Genomic DNA, 14,447 nt, shown 5'->3' with positions numbered 1-14,447 from the left:
ATTGAAAAACTACTTCATTAGAACCAGCTTGTTAACCTTGCTAAAACGTTTCCCGGTTTTAATTCGATATAAATATACACCTGATGACAATACCTGGTTTTGATTATTGGTTGCATCCCAAACAAAAAGGTGTTTTCCCGGATTGAACTTTCCTAATTCTTTACTAAAAACCCGCTGCCCAAGTATGTTAAAAATTTCAAGCTTAACTCGATCAGTTTTCTTTAGTTGGAATGAAATGGTAGTCTTGCCATTAAATGGGTTTGGGTAGTTCTGAAATAGCTCAAAACCTTTGGCAATTTTGCCTTGATCTTTTTTGAGACCCAAAGTTGTTGTGTTTAAAATATAAACATCCGAATTTGAAAAAGACTTTGTAGTAATTAACTGAAAAATATCCCCGCTTTGTGGTGCTATTCCAGTGCTATCATCTGTAAAAATAATTTGCCAATTTATATGATTTGGTGTTTCTCCATTTTCTAATATTAAAACGGTTTCACCCAAATCCCATGTGCCATTTGAATTTACGTCTGTAACCACAAATTTTGATTTTTGATTTTGAGTTGTATTCCAAATTTCAAATGGAACCGTATTTCCTAAAATACCTGTGTCTACTATATGGTCAAAAAACAAAATATCGTAATCTACCTGAACTTCAGGATAGTTATACTCTCGCAAGACAGAAACTTGAACATCTGATTGAGATCCCTCTTTCCAACCGGTTTTATTTTCATTTATAGCAAAATCATCATTTTTAAAAGAAAGACTGATCCCATCGAAAAGAAATCCATAGCTTGGTAAAATCTCAATATCGTTACCTGAAACCAATGTATCTCCGTTAGTAGAATCGATAACAGAGTATTTTATTTCTTTAGGGTTTTGGTCATTTAATATAATTTTATAAATATGCCCGGTAAGTTCTGATTCATCCAAGACAGATGCAAACACACTTCCGGTTGCTGCTCCGCTTATATGGTTAATCAAAGTCGAATCTAAACTTACATTGTCATTTTTAATAAAGACCTTACGTGTTTCCATCCTTTCATCGCTATGGTCAGATATTTTGAAAGAAATTGTATAATAATTATTTGGAAAATTCTGAGTTGGCAAAATGAAGGTATTTCCGCTTGCATTAAACGTTTCATTGGCGAGATCAGAATTAACTGATATTTGAATATCAAACATATCTCCATCTACATCAGCGGCAAGCCAAGTTAATAAAAAGTCGCCCGATATGGTGGTTCCATCTTGGAGTGTGGGTACAATTTCCGGGGCAATATTTTCTTCGCCGGAATTGTCAATTGTAAATAAAGGTGAGTTTTTCTTTCCAAACGCTGAAGAAGAAATAGCAATATTTTGCATTGTATAAAAAGCTGAGCTTTCTAATGTAGAAACATCGAGAATAATTGAACCGGTGTTAGACGTATCTCTTCCAATAGAATACCAGATATCATTTGTTGTTTTTGCCAAAAATTGTATCTCCGTATCATCCGGCAGATTTTCTGTTTCCCAGGTTAAAGGAATTTCACTCTCAAAAACAGTGCCACTATCAACAGTAGTTAAAACAGAACTCACATTCGATGTTAATCCGCCCAAACGGCTATTATATAATTTTTGAGCATAACGATGATTTAAAATAAGGTCTTCCCTATCCTCACCTAATATGAATGAAACACCTACATGAATGGTACTCCGTGCCGGTAGGTTAAAATATCCACTTGCAGGTAAAAAAATATAATCTCCTGCGCTTTCCGTAGTATCATAGTTATTGGGGATAAGGTACTCTGTCCACATTTTCTCATCATCACTTATACTTAGCCCGGAAAAGCCAGGTTGGGCAAAGGAAGTTGTGCCAATCATATCAACTTCATCAACATCCAATAACTCAAAATTTGGTTCGCCTAAAGAAGGGATACCATCGCCTTCTCCGGCATCACCTGTTCCCGGCAAACCATCTCCACCCAAATCATCTAAATTGCTGTTCCAATCAGCATCATCATCAATTCCATTGGTTTGGCTTTCGTCAATTAACCCATCACCATCATTATCAATTCCATCAGATGCATTACCAGGTGTTTGCATAAATGAAAGGCCAAAATACCCCGGTGTAATATTTGCGTCATTTAATGAAAATCCATCTTCATCCCATGCCATCGCCAAACCTGTTGATTTATCATACTCTGCCCAATCATCGCGCCAGTCATCAGGGCCACCAATATGTGGATCGCCCCAAAATCCAATCAAGACCTTATTCAAATCTTTTTCACTTACATTGCTGATTTCATAAACGGCAAATAGTACATCTTCATATAAACTTGATGCATATTGTACTACGCGTGTTTCTACCTCGATACCCAATCCTTTTCGAGAAGAATCCTCAGGGAAAGGATAATATTCAAACTCAAGGTTGTCCCTGTCATCCATGCCGTAAATTATTTCCTGGTCACCCAAAATTTCACCCTCACGCCATTTGCCCGGCCAGACATTATCCCAGGAAGCAGGCCAACTATCAGGTTTGCCATCTCCATTATAATCACGATCATTACTACTTGCCAAAAATTGAGAGGCTTTATCAAGATATTCCAACCCACTGATTGATGATTCAACAATAGGTTGCCAACCCCAGCGCATGGTTAAATCACCTGAAATTTCCCCAGAGGATTTTAATCCATCTGAAATTATGTGTGCCCTCCATTCCCCGTCAATAAATTTAGCATCCGGATGGCTGCCCTCAGGAACAGGCACCTCTGCACCGACAAACATGCCAAACTCATATGCATAGCCCAAACCATTCCATACAAAATCAGTGACCCTATTTCCCGGAGACGAAAATGAACCGAGATTTGAAACCTCTACAGTAACTTTATTTCCATTTGCCACTGCTTTATCTCCAGAAGAATTTATTAGTCCTTCATCTGCCGAGAGAAGAGTTAGTATCAATAATAGTGAAAAAATATATTTTTTCATGATCTACCTAACTAAATTGTTTTCTACTAATATAAGAATCCGTTTTGGAAAATCCAATATTCTTATCGTTAGACAACTGTTTTCAGGATTGTCTTTGCTAATCAAAAATTCCAGTTCTATAAATTTTTTATTTTGAATTTATTAGTGAGTCATATATTTTTAAAAAAATACTATGCATGTCAAACAATTTGCCGAAAATATTATGGCATTTTCTAAAATCATGTTACGCTTTTTACTATTAAATCAGGAAAAATTTCGTAGATTAAGCCGAACTCTCAACCAGGAATGTTTTTCTGAAAAAATATAGTTTGTTTTTTGATATTGCCCTGTTTAAAAAAATGAAAATCATAAATGAAAACGCTTGTAATTTTCAATATTCAATTATAAATCTTCCAATAAATTGAGGTCCCTTATGAAGAATGTTGTAATCGTAGATGGTTTACGGACACCCTATGCCAAAATGGGAACAGCTTATAACAGTATCCCGGCGCATGAATTAGGTGGTATTTTACTAAAAGAATTTTTGGAGCGAATGGAATTAAATCCTGCAGAGCTTGATGAGGTGATTATCGGGAATGTTGCCCAGCCACCCGAGGCTACTAATATTGCGCGCAACATTGCATTGCTTGCTGGTGTTCCCGAAGCAGTACCGGCCTTTTCAGTTCAGCGCAATTGCTCCAGCGGAATGCAATCCATTTCTGATGCCTGGTACCGCATTCAAGCTGGCGATGGAAACATGTTTTTAAGCGGTGGCGTGGAAAGTATGACTAAGATTCCACTTATTTGGAATGAAGCCGCAACACGCTGGTTTGCTTCAATGTTTAAAGCACGCTCTATGGGACAAAAAGTTGGCACCATGGCCGGATTTAAAATGAAATTTTTAACACCGGTTGTTGGATTGCAGCTTGGTTTAACAGATGGATTTTGTGGAATGAATATGGGCGATACAGCCGAATTACTGGCACGTGAGTTTAAAATTGGCCGTGAAGAGCAGGATCAGTTTGCAATGCTAAGCCATAATCGCGCCGAAGCAGCTCAGAAAAATGGTTTCTATAAAGATGAACTTATGCCGGTTTCCATACCGCCTAAATATGAGAAAGTATTAGACTCTGATAATGGTGTCCGTGAAGGACAAAATATGCAGGCTTTAACAAAATTACGTCCGGTTTTTGATAAACACAACGGCACAGTCACAGCCGGAAATGCCAGCCAGATTACAGACGGCGCTGCGGTTGTGTTAGTGATGGAAGAAGAGAAAGCCAAAGAAATGGGTTATAAACCAATCGGCCGGATTAAATCCTTTGCTTACGCCGGACTCGATCCCAAAAGAATGGGGCTTGGACCAGCATACAGCACCAAACTTGCCCTCGAGAAAGCCGGCATGACCATGAAAGATATTGAGCGCGTTGAAATTAATGAGGCTTTTGCCGCACAGGTTATTGCCAATATGCGCATTTTTGAGTCAGCTGAACACAGCAAAAAATACCTTGATATGGATAAGGCGCTTGGTGCCATCAATCCCGAAATTTTAAATGTTAATGGTGGTGCGATTGCACTTGGTCATCCTGTGGGTTCATCGGGGACCAGGTTGGTGCATACACTTTTACGCGAACTAAAAAACAGTGATAAAAATATTGGGCTTGCCACGCTGTGCGTTGGCGGCGGGCAAGGAGCTGCATTTATTTTAGAGAGGATGAATTAATGTTTAGATGTCATTCTGAACGAAGTGAAGAATCCCATGATTAATGATCTTGCTTTCGCTGATAGGATTCCTCGCAAAAACAACTCGGAATGACAATCTTTTTGAGGTAGGAGCTGACTCATGACAGCGTAATTTTTCTTGCTCGGAGAGCAATCCTACCTTGCCGACAACAGTAAAAATGTAAAAGGTCATAAAATGAAAAATGCATTCAAATTTGAAAAAAGAGACGACGGGATTGGCATCCTGTATTTTGATGTTCCCGGAGAGTCGGTCAATAAATTTTCTACTCCCGTTATGGAAGAGTTGGAACAAAAAACCGACAACTTAAAAAATGAGGATATCAAATGCCTGCTGATAATGAATGGCAAAAAAAGCCCGGTTTTTATCGCCGGTGCCGATATCAACGAAATAAAAGATTTGACCGATCCTGAAATTGGCTATCAAATTGCGCTTCGTGGTCAAACTGTTTTTGATAAATTTTCCAAAATGCCTTTCCCGACTGTAGCCGTTATAAACGGGGCTTGTATGGGCGGTGGAACAGAACTAAGCCTGGCTTGTACGTATCGTATTGCCACAGATAGCCCTGCTACAAAAATTGCCTTACCCGAAGTAAACCTTGGAATCTTGCCCGGTTGGGGTGGCACACAAAGACTTCCGCGATTAATTGGTCTGCAGCGCACGCTTGACATTATCCTTACCGGCAAAAACCTAAACGCCAAACGCGCCTACCGCGCAGGTGTGATTGATAAAATTATTGCCGGAGAATGGGAGCTTGATAAAGCCATCGAGTTTGCCAATGAAATAATGAGTAGCAATACAGCAAAAATTATTAAACGCCGAAATCCAAAAGGATTGGCAAGTGCCGCTTTAGAAAAAACCGCCGTTGGCCGCAACCTGATGTTTTCGCAAGCAGAAAAAATGGTAATGAAAAAGTCCGGCGGCCATTACCCTGCTCCACTGCGCATTTTGAAAGTTTTAAAAGAAACAGTAGGTATGTCCTTTGAAGAAGGCTTGGATATTGAAGCCCGTGCATTGGGTGATTTAGTTGCATCACCAATATGCAAAAGCCTGGTTCAGATTTTCCTTTGGACCGAAGAAATTAAAAAGGAAAATGGCACCGGGAAGAAAACCGTTTCAACAGATGATGTTAAAAAGACGGCCGTACTTGGAGCGGGTGTTATGGGCGGAGGAATTGCCCAGCTTTTTGCTGCAAAAGATATTGATGTGCGTGTAAAAGATATCAATCATGATGCCGTGGCGAAAGCATATCAGCAGGCAGCGAGCGTTTTAAAAGAGAAAGTTAAACGGCGCAGGCTCACAAAAGAAAAATACCGCGAAATTATGTTACGTATTAGTGGTACAACGGATTACACAGGTTTTCAAAGTACCGATCTTGTTGTGGAAGCAATTGTTGAAGATCTGGATATTAAAAAAATGGTATTAGCCGATCTTGAAAAGCACGTTTCAAAGGATGCGATTATTGCCTCCAACACATCCTCCCTGTTGATTAACGACATGATGCCTGCTTTGAAGAATAAAAAACGTTTTGCCGGAATGCACTTTTTTAATCCGGTACACAAAATGCCGCTGGTGGAAGTTATCCGTGGAAAAGATACAAGTGATAAAGCAGTTGCGACAATTTTTGAACTTTGCAAAAAAACCGGTAAAACTCCAATTGTTGTGAATGATGGTCCCGGATTTTTGGTAAACCGCTTGTTAATGCCATATATGGTTGAAGCCGTTTCATTATTGGAGGAAGGACACTCCATCCAGGAGCTTGACCACGCCATGAAAAAATTTGGTATGCCCATGGGACCGATCGAACTCTTTGATGAAGTCGGGATTGACGTTGCTGCGAAGGTAGCCAAAATATTGCAGCAATCTATGGCCGATCGTATGGCTGAGTCTGACCTTTTAGACAACCTGGTTAAAGCAGGTCGGCTTGGTAAGAAAAATGGCCTTGGCTTTTATAAGTATGAAGGCCGCAAAAAAGTTTATGATCCAATGGTCGAAACATTCATCAAGTTTTCTGAAAAAAGCGAGCTTAATACTGATGAGCTTCAACAGCGTATGGTTTACCCGATGATAAATGAAGCAGCGCGTTGCCTTGAAGATAGCATTGCCTCAACCGCACGTGATGTTGATATTGGCATGATTTTCGGAACCGGTTTTGCACCATTCCGCGGCGGACTTTTAAAATTTGCTGATAGTGAAGGACTTGAAAAAGTTGTCTCAGCTTTGACGACTTTTGAGAAAAAATTTGGCAGCCGTTTTAAGCCATCCGATTATCTTGTTAAAGTAAAAGACAAAGAAGGTCTTTTTTATAAAAAACAATAATGATGTTGTCATCCTGAGCCTGTTGTTTTCAGGAGAAGCACCCTTTTTCTCAACCTTTATTTTGGGGGATTCTTCACTGCACTTTGTTTCGCTCAGAATGACAGACTGAAGAAGTACAGGAGTCTGTTATGTCAGAAATAAAACCCAGTTTTTCGAAAGCCCTTTTTAGCGGGGTAATTATGGAAGACCTGGTTTTTCCTTATCCCAAAATGGATACGGAAGAAGCCGAAAATATTAAAATGATTATCGAGTCATTCAACAAATTTGCAAATGATAAAATTAATGCTGAGCAAATTGACCTTGATGCCAAAATTCCAGATGAAGTAATTGACGGATTAAAAGAACTTGGTTTTTTTGGATTAAACACGCCTGAAAAATATGATGGTTTTGGGCTTGGTTCCAGCGGGTTTACAAAAATGCTTTCCGCCATAAGCGAAGTGGATGGGTCGACCTCGTTGACCGTAGGGGCGCATCAATCCATCGGCATAAAAGCACTAAATTTGTTTGGCTCGGAAGAGCAAAAAAAGAAATTTTTACCAAAACTGGTTACCGGTGAATTGATTGGTGCTTTTTGTTTAACAGAGCCTGGCGCCGGATCGGATGCTTCGGGGATCAAAACCAAGGCTGTGCGGGATGATGCCAATGGTTATTATATTTTAAACGGCAGCAAACTTTGGATCACAAATGGTGGAATCGCGGATTTTTTCACGGTGTTTGCCAAAGAGGATGTTGAGATAAATGGTGAAACCAAGGAAAAAATATCTGCCTTTATAGTCACAACAGATTTAGGAGGCGTTTCAAAAGGAAAAGAAGAATCCAAACTTGGTATTAAGGGTTCATCTACAACGGAAATATTTTTTGAAGATGTAAAAGTGCCTATCGAAAATTTAATCGGCGAACGCGGCAAAGGCTTTAAAATTGCCATGGAAGTGTTGAATTCAGGACGACTTGGACTTGCAGGTGGAAGCCTTGGTGGATTGAAATACATCTTAAAACACACAATGGATCAGATCACACAGCGCAAACAATTCCGTAAAACTATTGCAGAATTTGAGGCAATGAAAGAAAAAGTTGCCCAAATTACGATTGAATTATATGCTGCGGAAAGTATGACTTACCTGACGACAGGGCTTGTTGACCGGGGCGATTTGGATTACTCGTTAGAAAGTGCCATGTGCAAAGTTTTTGCAACCGATATTACCTGGAAAGGTGTAAATGAGTGCCTGCAAATGGCCGGTGGTTTGGGCTACATGAAAGAATATCCTTACGAGCGTATTGTGCGCGATTGCCGAATTAACCAAATATTTGAAGGCACCAATGAAATTTTACGCCTGTTTATTGCTTTGTCTGGTGTGCAGGAACGTGGCGAATATTTGAAAAAAATTGGTAAGGCATTAAAGGATCCAATCAAAGGTTTTGGTTTGTTAACAGATTACGCCACAGATTGGATTAAAGGCAAAGTTCTGACAGATCGTATCCGTGAAGTGCATCCTTCTTTGACAAACTCTAAAACACAGTTTGAGAATTACGCAAAGAACCTGCGTTTTGCATCGGAACGCGTTTTAATTGAGCATGGCAAAAATATTATGTACCGCGAAATGATCACTACCCGCCTGGCTGATGCTGCCATTGATTTATATGCAATGATTGCTACAATCTCCAGGGTAAACACCCGCATTGATGAGTTAGGTGCCGAAAAATGTGATAAGGAAATCAAGATTTGTAATACCTTTTGTGAGCAGGCCTGGCGCAGAGCAAGAAGAAACTTGCTTATGGTAGATAAAAACAATGATGAAGAGATGAAAGAAATTGCCGAATTAATAACTGAAGAAAAAGAATTTCCTTTCATGACAGAGTAGTTTTATTACGATTAGAAAGTTTGTATATTCCTGATCATGCATATAATGATTCTATTATTAGCAATTTGTTGGGCATGATAGAATCATCAAAATAAAAAAAGTTTTGGTAAAAAATATAAATTTATAAAGGAGAATAACATTGAACATTGCAGTTTGTATCAAACAAGTTCCCGATACAGAGACCAAAGTAAAAATCAGCGATGACAAAAAATCAATCGTTGAAAATGATATTAATTTTATCTTAAATCCTTATGATGAATTTGGTGTTGAAGAAGCATTAAAATTAACTGATCCTGAAAATATAACTATAATTTCACTTGGCCCGGACAGGGTAACATCTGCCATTCGCAGCGCCCTGGCAATGGGTGCAAAAAATGCCATTCATATAAAAACCGATTCTACACCTTCTGATCCATCTGTTACTGCAGAAGCCCTGGCTTCCGTTTTAAAAGAAGGCAATTATGATCTGATTTTTACCGGGAAACAGGCTATTGATGATGACCACACACAAATGGCTTCTTTATTGGCAGAAAAAATGGATATTCCTGCTGTGAATGTTGTAATTAAATTAGCTGTGGACGGTGGAAAAGTTACTGCCGAACGTGAAATTGAAGGTGCCCATGAAGTTGTTGAATGCCAAACGCCTTGCATTATTAGTACACAACGTGGATTAAATGAACCACGCTATGCTTCTTTGAAGGGAATTATGGGTGCAAAAAAAGTTCAAATCGAAGCAAAAGATGCAAGCCTGGTTGATGGCCAGCTAGAGATTGTTGAATATAATTATCCCGCGGAAAAGTCTGCCGGGAAAATTGTAGGCGATAGTGCAGATGCTGTTCCTGAGTTAGTTCGTTTATTAAATGAAGAAGCAAAGGTCATTTAATTTGCTATAACCTGTCATTCTGAGCGAAACACAGTGCAGCGAAGAATCCCAATTTTTCAAAAAACTATTTCCTCAATGGGATGCTTCGTTCCTCAGCATGACAATTTTATTAAAAGAAAATAAAAAAATTGAAAGGAAAACAATCAATGAAAGCATTGGTTTTTGCAGAACACAAAGATGGAAAGTTAAGAAAAATTGCCTTTGAGAACGTTTCACTGGTTAAAAAACTTGGGCTTGATTTTGAATGTGCTATAATTGGAAATGATGTTGATGCTGAAGAACTTGGCAAATATGGTGCTGAAAAAGTAGCTCATTATAAAAGTGATAAACTGGCAGATTATTCACCTGATGGTTATGCTAAAGTTTTAGCAGATGCGATGGACAAACAAGGTGCTGATGTTCTATTTTTAGGTGCAACAGCAATGGGTAAAGATTTGGCACCAAGAGTTGCAGCAAGAGTTAATGGCGCTATGGCAACCGATTGCACCCAGGTTGAAATGGATGGGGACAATTTAAAAATCGTCAGGCCCATGTATGCAGGAAAAGTGCAGGCAACAATTAAACTAACTTCAGCCAAAAAGATAGTAACTGTACGTCCAAATGTATATGCCGCAGAAGAAAATGCAGCTAGCGCTTCGGTTGAAACAGTTGCCAGCGATGTGGATTTTAATACGGTTGTAAAAGAAATTATTTCCGGTGCACAAGGAAAACTGGATGTAACTGAGGCAGATATTGTTGTTTCCGGCGGGCGTGGAATGAAAGGCCCGGAAAACTGGCACCTTATTGAAGATCTTGCTTCAGCTCTTGGCGCAGCAAATGGTGCTTCCCGTGCTGCAGTTGATGCAGGATGGCGTCCACATGATGAACAAGTTGGGCAGACAGGCAAAACAGTTGCCCCAAGCTTATATGTTGCAGTTGGAATTTCCGGAGCTATTCAACATTTAGCAGGAATGTCTTCTTCGAAATATATTGTTGCAATAAATAAAGACCCAGAAGCTCCTATTTTTAAAGTAGCGGACTATGGGATAGTTGCAGACTTGTTTGACGTTGTACCAAAAATGATTGAAGAAGTAAAAGCAAAAGCGTAATTATCTAAACTTTTATATTGATGCCATCGTTTAGAACGATGGCATCATTTTGTTAAGCCAATTCTATTCTTCTCCCCACTCTTCACTTTCAAAACCAAAAAGTTTAACGCCGGTTTCTTCGCGCCAGGTTTGTGGTGGCAAACCAGCTTTTATACAAACTTGATTTAAAAACTTCTTTTGGTTCCAGCCAAATGAAACAGGCACTTGTGGTAAAAGAAGCCCGGCATGCAAATCCTTTACAATCATCAAGCCATGCTTGCCGACCTGTACTTCGTACGGTTTAATGCGTCGTAAAGGAGTTAAAGCATTTATTTCAATTTTCGTTTCGGGTACATCTTCAAGTATTAAGGGAGAAAAGCGCGGATCGTCAGTTGCGGATGCAATAGTCATTTTAATAACAGCTTCCATTAAAGGCGACTCTGCCTTTGTTCCACCTCGACATCCACGGAGGTCATTTGTTTTACGATCTCGTAATGTTATAAAAACCGGTCTTGGCTTTAACAAATTTGGGAGATAAACTTTATATTTGGGTCGCTCATAGTTTGTAAGATAGTCATTTAAAGTTTGCCTTGATATTTCGAGAAGCTTCTTTTTGTCTTCGTCAGTTAACGGAGTTATTTGGTCTTTTAACAAACTCATATTATTTTTTTGCTTTTAATTTTGCCTGAATCATTTCAGCATGTGATAAGCCAAGCAAAGGAGTTATTTTACGCATTAAGGCTTCTTCATATTTATCCATATGGCCATCTGCATAAACAAGTTCCCAAAGCATTTCTAAAATTCTAATTTTATCATCTCTACTGAAATTTTGTTTAATCTGGTCTGTAAAAAGCCAAATATCATTGCGGTCATCCCTTTTTTCACGTGCCAGCTCAACCAGTTCTTTTACTTCTTCACTTGATAAAGAAAAAAAATCTTCTATGCTTTTGTGCATATGCTTTTCTTCTTCAGGGGCAATGTTAAAATCTGCATAAGCAAGTTCCAGAAACAAAACAGATGTTGCTATTTCTAATTTATTATTCTTCTCTTCTGCTTCATTTTGAGTTACATTTTTAAATAATTGCTGTAATTTAGAGATCATTTATTTATCCAATTTCATTTTTTCGATTAAGTCGACATAAGCGTTCAAAACAATGTCGTTATCTTTTATTTCAAATAGCTCCATTAATAACTCTACTTTCTGAAGGGTTTCTTCACGTTGATCTGACTTTGTCACAACACCCTCCAGCTCAATAAAAGTTCCTAATTCTTCAATTGAGTCGAGATGAACGCGAATGTTATCATAATGATAAATTTTACGATTTTTTTCCACCACTAAACGAATTCCAAACATACTCTCAAGAATATCAATTGTTTGATTTGGTTCTTTGATATCTAACAGAACATAGTCCGAGGCGCGTGGGGTTTTTACATCAGGGCGAATATAAGGGATTAGGACGGCAGTCTTGTTATTGTATTCTCGTACTTTCAACCGGCCATGAGGAACATTAAAAAATGTATCGGTCTGGACTTCTGAACCTTCAAAAGGAAAGTTCATTTTCTGCATTACTTCTTCAATTGTTTTGTGGTTTTTGCAGCGTGCTTTTATTTCAATATTCAGTCCCATCTCTTCTCCTTATTTGCAACTTAGAAGTTATCGGGAAAATAAAAGCATACTTTGAGTTTTTAACCTGAAAACTATTTATCGCCACTTTCAGAATCTGCTAAATTCTTTGTGTTAGCCTCAGTATTAAACTCAAAAGCCTCTTTATCCTCAGCCAGCTCGCTGTCTTGCCTTTTTAACAGGCTCTTTCCGGTTAGCTTCATCTCAAATATTACATAAGACATAGTCAGTGCGGAGTTTACAATTGCCTGGCCATAGCCAATGGTCATATATCCGGCAACCATCAAGAAAAAGTACACAATTGAAGATGCAATTGATTTTGATGTAGTAAGTTCTACAGGGACATAATGCTGCTTTAAATAAAGAACCTTTGCTCCACCTGATCCGATAAGATCGCGAATGATCATATCAAGCCCGCCAATTGAAACTTCCACATAGTATAACGCATTATTCAAAATTGGTGCCAGTGAATGCATAAGCGGCATAAACAAAATCGAATAAATAATAAGCCCAATTTTAAGTACAAACATAAAAGTGACAATACCAACAATCAATAAAGCAAGAGTAAGAAGACCGTATGAGGCTAACCGCCATGGCTGTCCCCAGGTAAGGTGCATACTTTGAACCGCCGCACCAAAACCATCTTCTTCCGAAGAAGCAATAATTGCCGGCCCGAGAAAAAAGGAAAGAATAAAACAAATCGTTATAAAAACAAGCACCATCCCAGCAAAAATATATGGCAAAGTTGCAAAGGCATTTAATATTTCACCAATCCAGGACAAGCGCCCAAGGATAGCCATTATTGCAGCTCCAAAAATAAATGGTAATATCAGGAAGAGAAATGTCAGGTAAATTGAAATGATTGATTTACTTTTCTTAAAAGCAAAAAAAATGGCCTGCTTACTTGTGTAGAAATAATTATCGCGTAAATACATGTAAACCGCACGTGATACGGAAGTACTTGTTAAAAGGACAATAAAGGCTGTAACAATTATTCCCATCCAGCCTACAAAAGTTGCGCTTTGCGTTAAGCTAAACTTAAATATAATTGGGAAAAGACCGTACTGCGACCAAATATTTTCTATTTCAAATCCCGTCATTACAAGTGCCAGGTAGCTAAATAAAAAATAAACCACATGGGCAGCTCCTACACCTAATGTTGCGATATAGATCCGTTGAGGTCCAATTGCAATTCGCGGTGCTTTTAAAACATCTTTGTAGTTATAATAAAATTTTTGAATCATAGTTTTTTATAAACCAGCCATGCATCGGGATAACCCGATTTTTTCACCTGGTCCAATACCTTTTCTGCTTCTGAGCGATTTGTAAATTTTCCAAGATAAATTTTATGCAATTTATCCGTTGAGCTAAAGTAACTCTCCTGGTTAAACTGAGCCTGAAGCTTTACTATAAGGCTCTGAGCTTTTAAGAAATCTGATGTAACTAAAACCTGTATCTTAAAAGGTGCATCTGGTTGTTGCCCGACAGAATCAACATCCGCCTGTTTGCTTGATGTGTCAACCGGGACATTTACAAGAGTTGCCACAACCCATGCTCCGCTTATCCCAAATTTCCGGATATCCAGAACTTTCAAGTCAGCATCATTTCGATAAATAAAATCACCAAATTGGATTTTATGTAATCCTTTATCTTTAAAAAAATATATCGAATCATTTACCATCGTTTTCAATTTTTCAATTGAAGCCAGGGCATTGACGGAGTCCAAACCTGCAAATGTTTGGATTCGAAAACCTTCTACTTGCTTGGTTGTAGGTGGTTGAGGCGGTGGCGGTGGAATTAAGCGAACTTTTACAGATTCTTCTTTATCGTTTCCCGATTTTAAACTATCCAAAAACGGATCATTAATTGCCATAGGTTGATAATATAAAAAGCTATCCGGTTGTGCCTCGGTTTGGTTACCCTGCAATCTGGAACGCCTTATACCTTGCGGATTACAGGCGACCATAATAAAAAGGGCTGTTAAAAATAAAAGTACTTTTTGATGAATCATAAA

The 14,447-nt window shown here is 38.6% G+C and carries 11 protein-coding genes; 5 read left to right on the top strand and 6 right to left on the bottom strand.

Annotated features, from left to right (window positions below):
- Positions 1–9: 9 nt before the first annotated feature.
- On the bottom strand, positions 10–2,961 hold the full coding sequence (locus HND50_09695) for a T9SS type A sorting domain-containing protein (protein ID NOG45495.1): 2,952 nt from the start codon (positions 2,959–2,961) through the stop codon (positions 10–12).
- Positions 2,962–3,373: 412 nt separating this feature from the next.
- Between HND50_09695 and HND50_09690 the strand changes: the two genes are divergently transcribed.
- The 5 genes from HND50_09690 (at position 3,374) to HND50_09670 (ending at position 10,830) form a co-directional block, all read left to right on the top strand.
- The gene (locus HND50_09690) at positions 3,374–4,663 is read left to right on the top strand and encodes a thiolase family protein (protein ID NOG45494.1); all 1,290 of its coding nucleotides are present in this window, start codon (positions 3,374–3,376) and stop codon (positions 4,661–4,663) included.
- 195 nt (positions 4,664–4,858) lie between these two features.
- A complete protein-coding gene (locus HND50_09685) occupies positions 4,859–7,000 on the top strand; it encodes a hypothetical protein (GenBank protein ID NOG45493.1) in 2,142 nt (713 codons plus the stop codon).
- A 128-nt stretch (positions 7,001–7,128) separates the two neighbouring features.
- Positions 7,129–8,859 carry an acyl-CoA dehydrogenase gene (locus tag HND50_09680; protein ID NOG45492.1) on the top strand — a complete coding sequence of 577 codons (1,731 nt, stop codon included), beginning with the start codon at positions 7,129–7,131 and terminating at the stop codon, positions 8,857–8,859.
- 139 nt (positions 8,860–8,998) lie between these two features.
- Positions 8,999–9,742: an electron transfer flavoprotein subunit beta/FixA family protein gene (locus HND50_09675; GenBank protein NOG45491.1), complete on the top strand. Its 744-nt coding sequence runs from the start codon at positions 8,999–9,001 to the stop codon at positions 9,740–9,742.
- A 146-nt stretch (positions 9,743–9,888) separates the two neighbouring features.
- Positions 9,889–10,830, top strand: a complete 942-nt coding sequence (locus HND50_09670) for an electron transfer flavoprotein subunit alpha/FixB family protein (protein ID NOG45490.1) — start codon at positions 9,889–9,891, stop codon at positions 10,828–10,830.
- A 63-nt stretch (positions 10,831–10,893) separates the two neighbouring features.
- On the opposite strand, the gene amrA is transcribed toward HND50_09670, so the two are convergent.
- From amrA to HND50_09645, 5 genes are all read right to left on the bottom strand, one after another.
- Positions 10,894–11,469 (bottom strand): AmmeMemoRadiSam system protein A, encoded by a 576-nt coding sequence (gene amrA, locus HND50_09665; protein NOG45489.1) that lies wholly within the window; start codon positions 11,467–11,469, stop codon positions 10,894–10,896.
- Position 11,470: 1 nt separating this feature from the next.
- The gene (locus HND50_09660) at positions 11,471–11,911 is read right to left on the bottom strand and encodes a TerB family tellurite resistance protein (GenBank protein ID NOG45488.1); all 441 of its coding nucleotides are present in this window, start codon (positions 11,909–11,911) and stop codon (positions 11,471–11,473) included.
- Entirely contained in the window at positions 11,912–12,436 is a 525-nt protein-coding gene (cyaB, locus tag HND50_09655; GenBank protein NOG45487.1) for a class IV adenylate cyclase, read from the bottom strand.
- A gap of 71 nt (positions 12,437–12,507) precedes the next feature.
- Positions 12,508–13,677: a hypothetical protein gene (locus tag HND50_09650; protein NOG45486.1), complete on the bottom strand. Its 1,170-nt coding sequence runs from the start codon at positions 13,675–13,677 to the stop codon at positions 12,508–12,510.
- Positions 13,674–14,444, bottom strand: a complete 771-nt coding sequence (locus HND50_09645) for an SPOR domain-containing protein (protein ID NOG45485.1) — start codon at positions 14,442–14,444, stop codon at positions 13,674–13,676. Before HND50_09645 ends, HND50_09650 begins: the two co-directional genes overlap by 4 nt.
- Positions 14,445–14,447 lie beyond the last annotated feature (3 nt).

Source organism: Calditrichota bacterium, from assembly GCA_013112635.1.
Taxonomy (GTDB): domain Bacteria; phylum Calditrichota; class Calditrichia; order Calditrichales; family J004; genus JABFGF01.
The sequence above is the reverse complement of the archived record's forward strand: the minus strand, read 5'-3'. Positions and strand labels throughout refer to the sequence as shown.

What these genes read in the sequence shown, in the direction of transcription:
- HND50_09695 (NOG45495.1), bottom strand. Translation starts at nt 2,961, where the DNA reads ATGAAAAAATATATTTTTTCACTATTATTGATACTAACTCTTCTCTCG.
- HND50_09690 (NOG45494.1), top strand. Translation starts at nt 3,374, where the DNA reads ATGAAGAATGTTGTAATCGTAGATGGTTTACGGACACCCTATGCCAAA.
- HND50_09685 (NOG45493.1), top strand. Translation starts at nt 4,859, where the DNA reads ATGAAAAATGCATTCAAATTTGAAAAAAGAGACGACGGGATTGGCATC.
- HND50_09680 (NOG45492.1), top strand. Translation starts at nt 7,129, where the DNA reads ATGTCAGAAATAAAACCCAGTTTTTCGAAAGCCCTTTTTAGCGGGGTA.
- HND50_09670 (NOG45490.1), top strand. Translation starts at nt 9,889, where the DNA reads ATGAAAGCATTGGTTTTTGCAGAACACAAAGATGGAAAGTTAAGAAAA.
- amrA (NOG45489.1), bottom strand. Translation starts at nt 11,469, where the DNA reads ATGAGTTTGTTAAAAGACCAAATAACTCCGTTAACTGACGAAGACAAA.
- HND50_09660 (NOG45488.1), bottom strand. Translation starts at nt 11,911, where the DNA reads ATGATCTCTAAATTACAGCAATTATTTAAAAATGTAACTCAAAATGAA.
- cyaB (NOG45487.1), bottom strand. Translation starts at nt 12,436, where the DNA reads ATGGGACTGAATATTGAAATAAAAGCACGCTGCAAAAACCACAAAACA.
- HND50_09650 (NOG45486.1), bottom strand. Translation starts at nt 13,677, where the DNA reads ATGATTCAAAAATTTTATTATAACTACAAAGATGTTTTAAAAGCACCG.
- HND50_09645 (NOG45485.1), bottom strand. Translation starts at nt 14,444, where the DNA reads ATGATTCATCAAAAAGTACTTTTATTTTTAACAGCCCTTTTTATTATG.